This window comes from Aliterella atlantica CENA595 (genome assembly GCF_000952155.1).
In the GTDB taxonomy this organism is placed as follows: Bacteria; Cyanobacteriota; Cyanobacteriia; order Cyanobacteriales; family Chroococcidiopsidaceae; genus Aliterella; species Aliterella atlantica.
On record NZ_JYON01000016.1, the window covers coordinates 1 to 14,348 of the forward strand.

Annotated in this window: 13 protein-coding genes; 3 read left to right on the top strand and 10 right to left on the bottom strand. The window is 39.9% G+C overall.

The genetic code is table 11. The features are described from left to right. Together miaA and UH38_RS26335 are read left to right on the top strand one after the other, a co-directional pair. Window positions 1-668 (top strand): tRNA (adenosine(37)-N6)-dimethylallyltransferase MiaA (gene miaA, locus UH38_RS15005; protein ID WP_045055487.1); only part of this gene is annotated, 668 nt, incomplete at its 5' end. Then, complete coding sequence (locus tag UH38_RS26335) at window positions 635-814, top strand: hypothetical protein (RefSeq protein ID WP_144405694.1); 180 nt, start codon at window positions 635-637, stop codon at window positions 812-814. The genes miaA and UH38_RS26335, both read left to right, overlap by 34 nt. A gap of 38 nt (window positions 815-852) precedes the next feature. On the opposite strand, the gene UH38_RS15010 is transcribed toward UH38_RS26335, so the two are convergent. From UH38_RS15010 to UH38_RS15035, 7 genes are all read right to left on the bottom strand, one after another. After that, complete coding sequence (locus tag UH38_RS15010; protein WP_045055488.1) at window positions 853-2,370, bottom strand: hybrid sensor histidine kinase/response regulator; 1,518 nt, start codon at window positions 2,368-2,370, stop codon at window positions 853-855. Next, the gene (locus UH38_RS15015; protein ID WP_045055489.1) at window positions 2,367-2,732 is read right to left on the bottom strand and encodes a response regulator transcription factor; all 366 of its coding nucleotides are present in this window, start codon (window positions 2,730-2,732) and stop codon (window positions 2,367-2,369) included. Before UH38_RS15015 ends, UH38_RS15010 begins: the two co-directional genes overlap by 4 nt. Further along, window positions 2,732-4,180 (bottom strand): ATPase domain-containing protein, encoded by a 1,449-nt coding sequence (locus UH38_RS15020; protein WP_045055490.1) that lies wholly within the window; start codon window positions 4,178-4,180, stop codon window positions 2,732-2,734. Before UH38_RS15020 ends, UH38_RS15015 begins: the two co-directional genes overlap by 1 nt. Before the next feature lie 88 nt (window positions 4,181-4,268). Further along, entirely contained in the window at window positions 4,269-6,017 is a 1,749-nt protein-coding gene (locus UH38_RS15025) for a DUF3352 domain-containing protein (RefSeq protein ID WP_045055491.1), read from the bottom strand. A 142-nt stretch (window positions 6,018-6,159) separates the two neighbouring features. Next, window positions 6,160-8,967: a sensor histidine kinase gene (locus UH38_RS15030; protein WP_045055492.1), complete on the bottom strand. Its 2,808-nt coding sequence runs from the start codon at window positions 8,965-8,967 to the stop codon at window positions 6,160-6,162. 256 nt (window positions 8,968-9,223) lie between these two features. Further along, window positions 9,224-9,352 (bottom strand): hypothetical protein, encoded by a 129-nt coding sequence (locus UH38_RS27915; RefSeq protein ID WP_268748893.1) that lies wholly within the window; start codon window positions 9,350-9,352, stop codon window positions 9,224-9,226. After that, entirely contained in the window at window positions 9,339-9,596 is a 258-nt protein-coding gene (locus UH38_RS15035; RefSeq protein WP_045055493.1) for a hypothetical protein, read from the bottom strand. Before UH38_RS15035 ends, UH38_RS27915 begins: the two co-directional genes overlap by 14 nt. A 76-nt stretch (window positions 9,597-9,672) precedes the next feature. Here UH38_RS15035 and UH38_RS15040 point away from each other — a divergent pair, with 76 nt between their 5' ends. After that, complete coding sequence (locus UH38_RS15040; protein ID WP_045055494.1) at window positions 9,673-10,950, top strand: cation:proton antiporter; 1,278 nt, start codon at window positions 9,673-9,675, stop codon at window positions 10,948-10,950. A gap of 162 nt (window positions 10,951-11,112) precedes the next feature. Here the strand turns inward: UH38_RS15040 and UH38_RS15045 are convergent, their stop codons facing one another. The 3 genes from UH38_RS15045 to UH38_RS15055 form a co-directional block, all read right to left on the bottom strand. Further along, window positions 11,113-12,765 carry an alpha-amylase family glycosyl hydrolase gene (locus UH38_RS15045; protein ID WP_045055495.1) on the bottom strand — a complete coding sequence of 551 codons (1,653 nt, stop codon included), beginning with the start codon at window positions 12,763-12,765 and terminating at the stop codon, window positions 11,113-11,115. 187 nt (window positions 12,766-12,952) lie between these two features. Further along, entirely contained in the window at window positions 12,953-13,579 is a 627-nt protein-coding gene (gene ruvA, locus UH38_RS15050) for a Holliday junction branch migration protein RuvA (protein WP_045055496.1), read from the bottom strand. Further along, window positions 13,576-14,325 carry a sucrose-phosphate phosphatase gene (locus UH38_RS15055; protein ID WP_045055497.1) on the bottom strand — a complete coding sequence of 250 codons (750 nt, stop codon included), beginning with the start codon at window positions 14,323-14,325 and terminating at the stop codon, window positions 13,576-13,578. Before UH38_RS15055 ends, ruvA begins: the two co-directional genes overlap by 4 nt. Window positions 14,326-14,348: the final 23 nt, after the last annotated feature.

The following is a 14,348-nucleotide window of genomic DNA, read 5'->3' on the forward strand; positions in this document are numbered from 1 at the left end:
TCCTACCTCCCCCTGCTTCCCCTGCTCCCCCTGCTTCCCCTGCTCTCTTAGTTGGTGGTACGGGGTTATATATTCGTTCGATTGTGCGGGGGATGATAATTCCGAGGGTTGCACCTAATTATGAATTGCGAAGTCAACTGCAAAAACTAGGTCAAAATCAAGTTTATGCAATGTTACAGCAAGTAGACCCTGTAGCTGCAAAAAAAATTCATGCCAACGATCCAGTACGATCGCTTAGAGCGTTAGAAGTATTTTACGTCACAGGCAAACCTATCTCCGAACAACAAGGTGAAAATCCGCCTACTTATCCTATTTTGCAAATTGGCTTAGATTGTCCTCATACAGATGACTTAAAGCAGCGCATCGAACGGCGTACAGCACAAATGCTAGAAGCTGGTTTAGTTGCTGAAGTAGAGTTGCTATGTCAAAAATACGGTGCTGACTTACCATTACTCAATACTTTAGGCTATCAAGAAATTAAACAATATCTTGCAGGCGATATTAGTTTGCCACAAGCTAAAGACTTAATTGTTTTGCATACTCGCCAATTCGCCAAAAGACAGCGGACTTGGTTTCGCGCTTATCCCGAAATTGCCTGGTTTGATGCTAATTCTTCGTCGCTTCTAGAGCAAGTATGGCAGAGAATACAGGAATTTATCGGCATTTAGTAGGGAAAATAACTGTAGAGCGATCGCCAAATGAGACTGGAGGAGTGTTTGTTGATAGTGGCGATCGCTGCCATATTAATGCAGACAAGGAAGATTTATACAATATGGAGGAAGTGCGATCGCACTTCCTCGTGCAAAAATATTAAAAACTCAAGCCTATTCTAGTCCATGCAGGAGGACTTAGTTATGTGTAGTTGCGAGTTATATTCGCCTCAGTATTTAACGGTAACGTAACAGTAAACGTACTACCAACACCTATTTCACTTTCTACTGAGATATTTCCTCCAGATATATCTACGTATTTTTTAACAATAAATAGTCCTAACCCAGTTCCAGAAATATTTCTAGCATTGTCAGCACGATAAAATGATTCAAATAGATGTTTTTGGTTCTCTAAAGGAATGCCAATACCGTTATCTTTGACCTTAAAAACAAAACCTTCTTCGCAACAAAATACTTCTAGGCAGACCTTACTACCTGGTGGAGAGTATTTAATAGCGTTTGCTATTAAATTGTAGAGAATATGTCTGAGGATTTTTTTGTCAATATAAGCATTTGTGCATCTACCTTCGCTAGTAAATATTAATTGATGGCTGCCATCTACATTTAGCTTGACTTCCTCTAATAAATCGTTACAAAAACTTTCTATTTCGACTAATGTTGGCTGAATTTCTAATTTACCTGCTTCTACTTTGCCAATCAATAAAACATCTTCTAATAGCTCGGTTAATAGTTTAACATTAACTTTAATCCGCTGAAAAAAGTCTTGCTTTTTATCTCGATCCCATTTTTCTCCATAGCGTTCGAGCAGTTGAGCAGCAGTAGAAATACTATTTAGTGGATTGCGAATTTCATGAGACACCATTGAGACAAAACGAGTTTTGAGTTCGCTAAGTTCTTGTGCTGTTTGCAGCGCATTGATGATATCTGCTTCTGCTTGCTTGCGCTGAGTTATATCTCTGGAAGTAACAACAATTCCCCGCGACTGCAAAGCAGTGTGTGAAAAATTGCTTTTCGATTCTAGGTAGCGCCAAGAACCATCTTTGTGACGAAATCGATATTCCGATACTTGAGTCTTGTCAGGATTAATTAAGCTAGCGCGAAAAGGAGCGATCGCACTTGACAAATCGTCAGGATGAATAAAATCAAACACATTTTTGCCCTCTAATTCTTGAGGAGAAAAGCCAAAAATGGTTCGACTCGAAGGACTAGCATAAACAACTACACCATCCTCCTTAACAACAGCGATCGCATCAGACGAATTATTTACCAGCGAACGAAACTTCGCTTCGCTGGCGCTCAAGTTTGCCGCTACGACTTGCAGTTGATGATTTGCAGCCAAAAGTTGCTGAGAATATTTGCGCGATCGTAGCAAAATTTCTACCCGCGCCTGCAATTCTATTTTCTCGATTGGTTTGGTAATTAGCTCGTCCATACTACGCCACAAATGGCGAGTTACTATGCTTACATCTTGACGAGAAGTAATCAGTAAAAACGGCAGATATACAGGTTCTTCATCTGCTTTTCTAGCTTGCACCCATTCCCAATGCCGATCTAAAGCTTTACCATCCAAAATACATAAGTCAAATTGTTCTGCTTGCGGCTTTTTATTGGTAACTAATACTTGGTAGCTTGTCGACAACAACTCTGCTAGTAGCCGGAGATTTTGTTGATTTTCTAACAGTAATAAGATCTGAGTCATCCTACCAAGCTCCGAATTAACCCAAGTAATTCTTTAATTACCAGCGGCTTTACTAACATACTTCGAGCGCCATAACTTAAGCTTGTTTGAGCGACGGAGGCAGATTGACGAGGTGAAATAATTAAAAAAGCAATGTTTACAGTTCTCAAATGCTGGCATAGCTGCCAAATACTACTATCAAACCCAGAAATATCGACTATAACCAGTTTGATATCATCGGTATATTGAGTCAATACTTGGTCTAACTCTTCTAAGCTATTTGCCCCAATACTGTTATATCCTGCTTTATTGAGATATTGAGCTAATACTTCCTGGTTGCGACGATGGCAACCTACCGTCACAATTAACGGTTTTGGTGTCATTATTTAGCCTCATTACCATCTACCCATTCCGGCGTACCGCTGAGAATACCGCGCAGCCCAAGTAGTGGTTTACCTACCTTAATTCCATAACGTGTAATTTCAATTTCTCTTAAAGTTTTCTCAAAGTTAGACATCCGTTTTTTCAGTACACCTATAGCTTTACGCATTTCTCCATGCAATTCTAGATAACGCAGGAAAATAATGTTATCTGTCATGTAACTAATGCCAACTTCTGTCGCCTTAAAGTCACCTGTAATTGATTCTACTTCGTTGATCAAAATTACAGTTACACCCATATTTTGCAAATATTTACATAAGGCGTGTAAATGACCGACTAAATCTTGCCCTCTTACAGACAGTCGATATCCAGAAATGCTGTCAATCATCACTATCTGCGCTTTGTTTTGTTCTACTTCCTGACGCACTAAACTAGCAAATTCATCAGGGCTAAAAGACAAAGGCTCTACTGTGACAACAGAAAGGGTGCTGCGCTCTAGCATAGAGCGTACAGGGATGTTAACAGATTCACAACGATGCAACAAGATGTCTTGCGCTTCTTCAAAACAGTAGATAACTGAACGTTCGCCTCTTCCAGCAGCTTCTTTCATAAACTGGATGCCAATAGTAGTTTTACCTACACCTGTAGGACCAGTAAATAATGTAACGCTACCTCGTTCTAAACCACCGTGTAGCAATTCATCTAGTTCCGGTATTCCTGAAGGAATTGTTTGCCCAGCAAAGTCTCGTTTGTAGGCTTCAGGTTGTAGGCGTGGATAGACTTCCATTCCTTTATCGGTTAATCGCATCGAGTGCAATCCCGAACGAAAATCGGAACCGCGAAATTTTGTAACGCTAATTGTCCGTTCGTCGTCAACTTGAGTAAGGTGAATTACGCCATCGCTGATAAATTGCAAATCGTCGTCTGGCGCAGCTTCGCTCCCTTCGGAGGTAAAAATTACTGTTATCCCTTGTTCGAGCAAAAAGCGCATGAATGAAAGGACTTGCTTGCGAAACTGAAATGCATCTGTAGCTAGATAGCGGAACTGAGTAATAGCATCTAAAACTACGCGTTGAGGTTGAATGTTATTTACAGCATCAATAATTTTTTGTGTAGTTGGTTCTCGTTCTACTTCCGCTGGCGAGAAAATATCGTAAGTTTGAATTTCGGTAAAAAATTCGGAATTTGGGCTAAGGTCTAGTACAGCGATCGCATTAGAATTGAACCCAAGCTGGGCAGCATTTTTCAAAATTTGCTCGGCTGGTTCGCCCAAGGTAATATATAAAGTTTTTTCGTTATTAGCTATGCCTGCTGCCAAAAAGTGCAGTCCTAAAGTAGTTTTACCACTACCAGGACCACCTCGTACTAGGTAGGCTCGTCCAGGGATCAAGCCTCCATACATAATTTTGTCTAAACCAGAAATACCTGTAGGTAGACGCTCTTGGAGCATTGTTTGTATTTTTGCAATCAAAGACTAATCTACTATAGTTTAAGTCTGCTTTTTAACCGTTATGTAGTTGGAGGCGAAATTGTAACGCTTATTTTCTGACGGGTGCAAGTACAATTAAACCGTCGTATTGTTCTTGTTTGCTACTAATATTACTGGTGCTACTAAAGCTGTAGACAGTGCCAATAACTTTTTTGAAGGTTTGAATGCTGGGATCGGATGTATGCGGTAAAAAGCTATATATCCACGATAGTGACGACCCCATATTGATATAAAAGTATCCTTGATTGGGGCGGGAAAATGAATTTGTCGCAGTAACAAAGTTATAGTCTTTGGGTAGTTGGCGTTGAGGCTGAGGTAATAATTCTCTCATTGCGCCTAAACCAGTTGAAACTAGCAGAGTTTTATCGTCTACCCAACTATAGGCAAATACGCTTTGCGTGCCAAATTCCCAGCTAGTAGTGGAAATATTATCAATATCGCGATTGGTAATTGCTAATGCGCCACTGAAGATAGATTTAATCGAGTCATTGAGCTTATTTAGCATAGTTTCAGCACTTGGGCGATCGCTTGTTTGTACGTATAAACCTATACCGATTTTTAATTCGCTAGTTAATAAGCCTTGTTTGGTGGGATAGGTAAAAAATGCATATTCGCCATTCATCCAGCTTAAAATATCTTTGTCTACATCTAGCCCTGTAATGCTGCGGACGTAGGTATTAAATTTTGCTAAGCCATCTTTAAACTGCGGGTTGCTATTGAATGCTGTAACTAGCATTTGCCATTGTTGATAGATGTTGCGCCCGCTCAGTGTCGAGTAAGCTGGTGCGGGAATGCGGGTAAGCAATTGTCCGCTATCGGGAGTAAGAATATTTGTTTTTGGTTGAGGCGTGCGCCGATAGGCGTTAATTTGCAGGCGCAATCCTTTTGGTTGCATCCATACTAAACCATTAAGCGCACTGTATTGTTTTACTTGTTCTAAGTCGAATGCAGTATTAGGTAAGGGAAATAGCGATTTTTGCTCTTTGGCGATCGCTAAAGCTAATGGTAAAAATGTATTTGGATCTTCGTACAGTGCAAATAAAGCCTGGTTAAATTGCGGATGTTGGCTTGTCTTTTGGAAGTGCGGATTTTGGGCTAATGTCTTAGTCCCGCGCGGAATGTTAATTAACTGCTCTAGTGGTTTAGCTGTATTAGCTGTAGCAATATATCCTGGTAAAAATGCGATCGCAAGTCCCTGCTGACGTTTGATGTCGCTAGGTTTTGGCGGATTAGGAATTTTGGGCGGGTTGGGTAGTGCTTCCGGTAGCTTTGGCTTTGAATCAACTGCTTTTAGCTGCAAGTTGGAGGATGTAGGTTGCTTCTGTGGAGTAGGAGTTGATTGAGGTGGTTTCCACTCCAATATTTTGATGCCTTTATAATCTCGCTCTGTCGATTTGCGGCGTTTGTCGCTTCTCAATTTATCTACAAACATCTGTAACTGCTTTTCGTCCTCAACAGGTGCTAAAATTAAGAAATTAGTATCTACACTGGCTGATTTCGTGCTAGTTGCGGGTAGGAATGCTACTGTTACGCGATCGCCCAACCAAGATTTGATGTCTCTTTCGTAGTTAAACCCCATCTCAGCAGGGAAAAACTTTCCTGCTGCATTGAAAGCTTTTTTAAATAGTTCAAACTGCCCCAGACTTTGCCAATCTTTGGAGCTAGTATTAATAAACCCTACTAAGGGCGTATCAGCAGGTAATACTCGTGTAATAGGAGTTGGTATCTGCTGGCTATTACTTGTATTACTAGGAACAGCTACGGTTGACAAGATTAGAGGTGTAACGACTGATAACAAATGCTTTTCCTACCTTCTTTTTCAGCCTAACTTAGATATAGATTAGTAGGGTGCGTTGTTTGCAACGCACCCTACAGCTATAACTTTGACTTAACATAATTTGTAATTATTGCCTTATTTATATACAGATTACCAATTATTATTAGTTTTTAATAAAAGGTATAGTAACGATAAATGTAGTACCTAATCCTACTTCACTTTTGACTGTAATTGTACCGCCATGCAAGTCTACACATTGTTTGACAATAGACAATCCCAATCCTGTACCTGGAATATTCTTCACATTGCTACCGCGATGAAAAGAGCCAAATAACTTTTCTACATCTGCTGGTGGAATACCAATACCACTGTCTTTAATTTCAAAGATTGCTTTTTTAGGCGTGCAAGTTAAGTGTAAAGATACATCGCCACCTTGAGGAGAATATTTGATAGCATTGGAAACTAAATTAGTTAAAATATGACGTAATAACTTTTCATCTACATAAGCATGACTATCATCTCCTTGGCTAACAAAAGTAATAATGCGATCGCTACTTGCACTTAGGCGCATTTCTTCAATTAATTCACAACAAAACTTATGTAAAGCCAAGTGAGTTGAACTGAAACTTAATTTTCCTGACTCCGATTTACTAATAACTAAAATATCATCCAATAAATCAGTCATGCGCTTAGTAGCTGCTTTGATACGCTCAAAGTACAAAGCTTTTTGTTCTGCGGTTGCTTGCTCGCTAAATTGCTCTAGCAATTTAATTGACATAAAAATAATCGTTAAAGGAGTCCGAAATTCATGAGAAGCAATACTAATAAAGCGAGACTTAAGTTCTCCTAACTCCCTCTCTTTTGCTAGTGCATACTGAATTTCTACTTCTGCTCGTTTGCGCTCAGTAATATTGCGAAAAATACTGCGAGTTGAGACTGGTTCTCCATCTAAAAACTTACAATTTACACTACCTTCAACAATAATTTTCTCTCCATATTTGGTAACAAACTCAGCTTCTACTTTATCAACTTCTTCTCCTGACATCACCTGCTCAAAAATTTCTAAACAATGTTCTCGACTATCGCAATCGATAATGTCAAAAATAGTCAGACTATTAACTTCTGCTGCACTGTATCCTAAAGTTTCTCTCCAAGCACGATTGACATACAAAAAATATCCTTCTGGAGTCACGCTTTGAATTAAATCGTTAGCATTCTCAAACAGATCCCAGTACCTTGCTTCCGTTTCTAGTAGTGCTGATTCTGTTTGTTGGTGTCGATCTATCTCTTTTACTAAACTTTGTTTTGTTTGCACAATTGCACTCGTACGCTCTTGTACTTGCTGTTCTAAAGAGATATTAACACCTTGAATTTCCGCAAACTTATCGCTTAAAGCGATCGCCATTGATTTAAAATTACTAATTAGCGATTCTATTTCGATAATTGAGCTATTAAACCACTCAATTTCTTCTCCTTTAGTAAGTTTGTAAGGTAAGTTGTTAGTTACTACAGCTAATTTCGCTAAAGGTTTAGCTATTCTGCGACTAATAATTACAGCAAAACTTATAGCACTCGCCACAATTAATAAAATAATTCCTAGATCGCTAGTATAAACACTTTGTATATATTGAACTTGGGCTTCAGCAGGTATTTCAACAGCTAGGCTTAAAGGAAGATTGCTCAGACGAATTTCTTGCCCGTATAAGGATTGTTTCCATCTAGAAATAGGAGGCTGATTTGGCTTACTATTTGGCAACCAGTTGTATAAATTTGGGTTTATTTGCCTAATCATTCCTTCAGGGCGATCGCTAAAACTCGAACTGGAATCAGATTTTAGTTTGGTGCTGATAATAATTCGTTCTCGCTCATCAAAGATAGCAATTTGTTGTTCTCCTTGTTCGGTGTTTAAATTTATTATGTTAATTAAATTTTTCAGGTTAATAATACTGTTTACTACACCAACAATTTTGCTGCTATTAACTATTGGGACAGTTAAATGTAGATGACTGTTAGTTGTATTAATATCACTATGAACATTGCTAATAGCAGGCTTTAAGTTAGCGATCGCTTGCTCGTTAGTTGATAGAGAAAATGCATCATCTTGTCTTAATTGGTTGGCTGGAGAGGAAACAACAGTCTGTCCTCCAGCGTCTTTAATTACTATCTCATCTAAGTCTAAGAACAACCGCCGTACTACTTCTGTACTACGTTGCAGTGTTAAAGAAGAATTTAAGTTATTTTCTCTAGCAATTTGGGCTAATTCTTCCAGAGCATTTATCCGCTGCTTATGCCAATTTTCTAATTGCGATACTACTGTTATCGAAGTCGATTGCAGTTCAGTTTGAATATCATCTGTAATATGATGAGTAACTCTATTACTATCTAATACCAATAAAATTAAAGATGGGAAAAATATAAGTGAGGTTAAAACATTTAATAAGTTTTTCTCCAAAGCTATTTGTTTGCCATGCGGACGAGGTAATAATTTTTGTATAGGTGTATAACTAATTAATAAAGTTGCTATTAAAGCATTGTAAATGCCATTAACAGCCTGTTTAAACATAATTAATAAAATCTCTGTAACATCTAGAGATAAGAATAAATAAGATAATACCCAAATTAAAGGCATCCCTACAAACAGCCAGTAAAGCATATCCAACCACAGGATATTTTCTCGCTGCCTTTTTAGTAACAAACCAACAAATAAAGCCTCAAAAATATAAACAATCGCAGCATAAGGATGGTTGAGAGCAATTATAGTTTGGATTCCTGTTATAGTAGCTGCTAGTACACCCCAAGTAGTGCCAAACAAGTAAATTACTATTAGTACAGCAATACTGCCAAATAAAAAATCTATTCCAAACAATAAAGGTAGTTTGAAATAATTGCCTACTAATACTGTTGTTAGCAAAACGAGCAGCGTTAGCAAAGATTGTTTTGAAATAGAAGGAAAGATCGTCAGTTGCTTCAAATGCTGGTAGTCCTATGATAATAAAATTAGTTGACTTGTAAAGGTATTTATGTCAGGTAAAGTAGAGCGTCAATAAATACATGAAGCGATCGCGCTCCTGCATCTATTAAACTATTGTCTGCATATAATTTGAATATGGCTAGGAAAATCAAGAGTTTGTTAAACAAAAATCAACAAGTGAGGTATCGCTAAACCTAATTTATAAAATGTAAAAATTGTTACGTTAAGCAAACAGAAAAAGCAAATACTTTATGTACTAAAGTTGATTAACAAGTTGCATTGTTTTTTGCTTCTTGCCTGTAGCAACTAACCATTTGCCCTCAGCAGGTGCTAGAGTAATGCCACGACAAACGGGTTGGACAAGGCGATCGCTATTTAGTGTCAAATCGTCCTAAGATACGATAGTCGCCAGCACCAATGTCATTATCAAATATAGTTTTGTGACTTACCGTCAGCAAAATGAGTAATTCGTCGCGCAACTCAACATCGCTCATCGATCGACTATTTTCATCCGTCGCCGAGATCGTTAGGCTGAGGACATCTATTCTGGATGGAGCTAAGTGCTGGAGGCGATCGCTATAAAGGTTGCAAGTAGAGGAACAAGAGCAAGAAATACTCTCCTCAATCATATCTTAGGTGGATTTAAAGCCCAGAAAATTTGCTTAAACTCACGAAGGCAGCTTGTTTTAGAGTAGGCAAAATCTCATGAGTTTGGATCTCAATATATATATTATTGACCTATTTGTAATTGGTCTGTTGCTGTTTTTTGTGACTTTGGGTTCGGGCTGGATTAGCAAGTTACCACTGTCGTTTGCCTTAATTTATTTATTTGTAGGCATTGTTCTGGGACCTTATGTATTCAATATCGTGCAAATACGCCCTGATGGCAAATTTCTCGAACGATTAACAGAATTTGTTGTCATCGTTTCTCTATATAGCTGCGGCTTAAAAATGAATCGGCGGCTAAACTTGCTTGCTTGGCGTTCGACAATCCGGCTAATTGGTCTATTAATGCCCATATCGATTTTTGCGATCGCTGCTGTTGCCCACTGGTTTTTACAATTAGAATGGGGACCAGCTATTTTATTAGGAGCAATACTTGCACCTACAGACCCCGTATTAGCTTCAGAAGTCCAACTTGCCGATACAGATGATAAAGATGAGTTGCGCTTTGGTTTGACTTCAGAAGGTGGCTTAAACGATGCTTTAGCCTTTCCTTTTGTTTATTTTGGCATTCATTGGTTAGAAAAAGGCAATAATTGGCAAGACTGGTTTAAAACTTGGGTTGCAGTAGATTTGCTCTGGGCAGTATTTGCTGGGCTTGTGATGGGAATAATTGTCGCTAAAGTTTTGGTTTGGTTGGAGCAAAAGTTAGAAAAATACACTCCCATAGATGAACTGATGGCAGACTTCGTTGCGATCAGTGTAATTTTGATTACATACGCCTTGACAGAAATGGTTTACGGCTATGGATTTTTGGCTGTATTTGTTGCAGGTATAGCAGCACAAAGGCAGTATCACGATCCAGAAAAACGCTTTTCTCAACTTGAATTCACCGAGCAAATTGAGAAGTTAATGGAAGTAGGCACAATTTTGATTGTAGGCTCGATGCTACGAGCGCAACCTATTTGGCAATATTTGGGCGATTCTTTGCTAATTGGCGGCTTACTACTGTTTGTCATTCGTCCTATAGGTGCGTGGATTAGCACTATAGGCGCTCGCTATACAGGATTTACACGTTGGTTATTTGGCTGGTTTGGCGTGCGCGGCGTTGGCTCTATATACTATCTCTGCTATGCGTTAGGACATGGTTTAAAAGACCAACTAGGCGAACAAATCGCTTGGATTACTTATAGTACGATTGTGTTCTCTGTAATCTTGCATGGTATAACTACAACTCCGCTGATGAATCGATATCAAAAAGCAATCGATCGCAATCGGCGCAAGTTTGGTAACGCTAATGCAAATGCAGAGCCATCTTAGGGCTTATATAGAATTGAACGAACGCAGATGAACGCAGATAAACGCAGATAGCAATCTAACTCCTACAGCATTGGTGAGGGTAAAAAAACCTCCTTCTATTGCCATAGAAGGAGGTTTGCTATATCTAAAACCTGGTCACTGGTTACTGGTCACTGGTCACTGTTACGCCTGCCAAACAAAGACTTTGGCTTCGTACTCGCCTAAATCTGTAACCAAGCCTTCCTCGCCAGACTCTACATCGTAGTCATTTGTCCATTCGTGCCATTTACCAGCAGGACACCCAGGTAGTTGATAACCACCTAAGAAGTTATCTGAGAAATTAGCAACGACAACAACGCGGGAACCTTCATCGTTCCAACGAGTATAAGCAAGAACTTTTGCTTCTGGGTTTTCGTGGAAAAATTCAATATTTTCCGTATATAGAGCATGATTGCTCTTTCTGAGATTAGTCAAGCCTTTGTAGTAGTCAAACAAGCCGCGATTTAGATCGTGACCTAACAGCGTCCAATCAATTTTGGCAGAATCAGGTGTTTTAGGCTTATATTCCCCAAATTCCTCACCCATCCAAATCAAAGGTACGCCAATCGCAGTCATTAAAATTGCTGCGCCTAGTTTGACCCGTTTGAAAGCAGCTTCATCAAAGATTTGGCGATCGCCCAATTCTACCATGACGTGATTGTGATCGTGATTTGTCAGGTAGTTGACAACATTAGTTGCACCCATAAACCCTTGACGTTTGCAATCAATTACATCCTTGAGGCGCTCTAGATCGAAGGTATCGCCGCAGATATGCTCTAATATGCAATGATAAAAACTGTCATGCCAACAGCCATCCATCGGACCATCAACGTTAGTAATGCTGGCTGTTTCGGGAATGTGTTCGGCTACAGTATAAAATGGCTTCATGCTAGCTGTATCTTTGGCTTCCTGGACGATCCAGTGCATAAACTCGTAGTTGGCAATTTGCCGCGCTGCATCAAAGCGGATGCCATCAGTATGAAATTCGCTCACCCAGAAACGCACGTTATCGCCGATAAACTTACGTGCTGGATAAGTTTCTAAGTTTTCGTCGTAGTGTTCGTAATTAAATTCTGGACCCCAGTTATTATCAGGATCGCGGGGTTCGTGGTGATACCAATAATCGTGATCGATTTGAGTTAGGGGGGCTTCAGCTTCGGAGTGGTTGTAGATCCCATCCATAATTACGCGAATGCCTTTGCCATGACACTCATCAATTAGCTGCTTTAAACCTTCTGTAGGTCCGTAACTCGATTCAGTCGCAAAGAAGTGGCGCGGGTTATATCCCCAGCTATGATCGCCTGGATATTCTTTAACAGGCATAAGTTCGATCGCATTTACGCCTAAATCGCACAGATAATCTAATTTTTCGATGACGTGCTTGTATTTACCGCGTGCGTAAGGGTCATCTTCACCGCCGGAAAAGTCGCCTACGTGCAGTTCGTAGATAACTAACTCGTTATCTGCTGGCAAAGGTTTGTCGTCGTGCTTCCATACATAGGTATCGACAATTCTCTCCCCATCTTTGATGCGTACTACACCATTCTGAGTCGGGTTATCTATATCTACTGCATAAGGATCGACGACTTCTACCCACTGATCCGGTTCAAAAAACCACGATTTGGACTGAACGCGGAATTTGTATTGATAAACGCCATCTTCCAAATCTACTTTGGTGCGGAAGTAACCGTCTTTACCTTTTTCCATTGGTATATCTTGCCAATCGGAAAAATTGCCAATCAATGCTGCTCCCTTAATATACGGTGCAAACAGGTTGAACTCAATAGGGCTTGCCATATAAGTATTATGAGTATAAAAACTACCTGCTCGTATTTTCACTGTCCTTGCTCTGTTTGCGGATCGTTCTTGAGAGATATATCGGGTGATTGGCAAGTATGGTTAGGTAATAATCTTTATTTGAGGATAAAAGTTGCTAAACCTAAAATTTGCTTAAAAATGGCTAAAAAAAAGAAATTATCGCATTTTAAGAACCGCTAAGGTGGGCGATCGCTTGCCTGATCCAATCTTCAGCATTAGAATTTTTCGTCAAACCTACTTGTTGACTTACAGCTTGCAAAGCTCCCGAAACTTCGCTAGCCGTGTATCCTAGTGCCAATAAAGTCATCTGCACGTCTTCTAAAATAGCTGGCGCAGGACCATCTGTAGGCGCAACTAAGCCAGGTATATTAGTCCAGTCTGCTAGTTTTTTCTTTAACTCCAAACACAGGCGTTCGGCAGTTTTCCCACCTACACCAGGAGTTTGAATCAGTAATTGAGTATTGCTAGTAACGATCGCCTGCACTAAGTCGGGTAAAGGTAAAGTATCTAATAATGCGATCGCGCTTGCCGTACCAATCCCGCTAACGCTAGTCAATTGCCGAAATAAATCCCGTTCGGCTAAAGTCCCAAATCCATATAGTAGCGGTTGTTCTTCCCTAATCTGCAAATGAGTAAAAACCTGCGCCGTTTCACCCACAGGTGGTAATTGTTGCATCAACCGCGTGGTAATTTGCAAATCGTAGCCGCAGGAATTGACTTCTAAAGTGAGAATAACGCGATTGTTACTACTTTTACTAACCCCTGCAACTATGCCTTTAAGATAGCTAATCATGCCAAAAAACCGAAGTGATTTAAGCCCTCTAGAATACCACCAGCACAAAAAGCTTGCGCTAAATAATGGTAGTCAGCAGGGTTATCTTTATGCCATTGCAAAAGTTCTGACTTAGCATTACCAACAATAATGCCCCGTTCTTCTCCTTGAGCAAATAAAGCAATATCGTTGCCAGAATCACCGCAAACGACAGTATTGTTTGCTGCTATCCCCCACTCCTGGCGCAGATATTGTACTGCCAAGCCTTTATCGCCATGACGAGGCAAAATATCTAAGTCTATACCTGCACTGTAGATTAATTTAGTATCTAAGCCTTGCTGTTGCAATGCAGATTTTAGCTGCGGGATGACTTCTTGTGCAGTTTCTTCTGTCAGCAAAAAGCTAACCTTATACGGGCGCTGTTCGGAGTCTGGCTGCATTGTCAAGTCAGCAAAATGAGCCGTAGTAGCGAGGATTTTATCTCGATCCCATCCTGGCGAAAGTTTATCCCACCAGCCGCTATTAGGAGTATCGCTACCATTGAAGTAAATTTCTGTACCAACTGAAGCAATTAGAGCATCAGGTTCTAGAAGTTGCTTTTCGCTTTGGAGTTCTCGAAATAGTACAGGCGATCGCCCAGTTGCATAAACTATCTTTGTGCCGCGATCTTGGCGATGCTCCTCTAGTTTCTCATTTAGTTGGGCTAAAGCGCGATCGTCTCCCACAAGGGTATTGTCTAAATCGGTTACAAACAAAAATGATTTCACGGCGACTCGTTATAGCTAACAAT

Coding starts and splice junctions, on each gene's coding strand:
- UH38_RS26335 (WP_144405694.1), top strand. CDS start 635: ATGGCAGAGAATACAGGAATTTATCGGCATTTAGTAGGGAAAATAACT.
- UH38_RS15010 (WP_045055488.1), bottom strand. CDS start 2,370: ATGACTCAGATCTTATTACTGTTAGAAAATCAACAAAATCTCCGGCTA.
- UH38_RS15015 (WP_045055489.1), bottom strand. CDS start 2,732: ATGACACCAAAACCGTTAATTGTGACGGTAGGTTGCCATCGTCGCAAC.
- UH38_RS15020 (WP_045055490.1), bottom strand. CDS start 4,180: ATGCTCCAAGAGCGTCTACCTACAGGTATTTCTGGTTTAGACAAAATT.
- UH38_RS15035 (WP_045055493.1), bottom strand. CDS start 9,596: ATGATTGAGGAGAGTATTTCTTGCTCTTGTTCCTCTACTTGCAACCTT.
- UH38_RS15040 (WP_045055494.1), top strand. CDS start 9,673: ATGAGTTTGGATCTCAATATATATATTATTGACCTATTTGTAATTGGT.
- UH38_RS15045 (WP_045055495.1), bottom strand. CDS start 12,765: ATGGCAAGCCCTATTGAGTTCAACCTGTTTGCACCGTATATTAAGGGA.
- ruvA (WP_045055496.1), bottom strand. CDS start 13,579: ATGATTAGCTATCTTAAAGGCATAGTTGCAGGGGTTAGTAAAAGTAGT.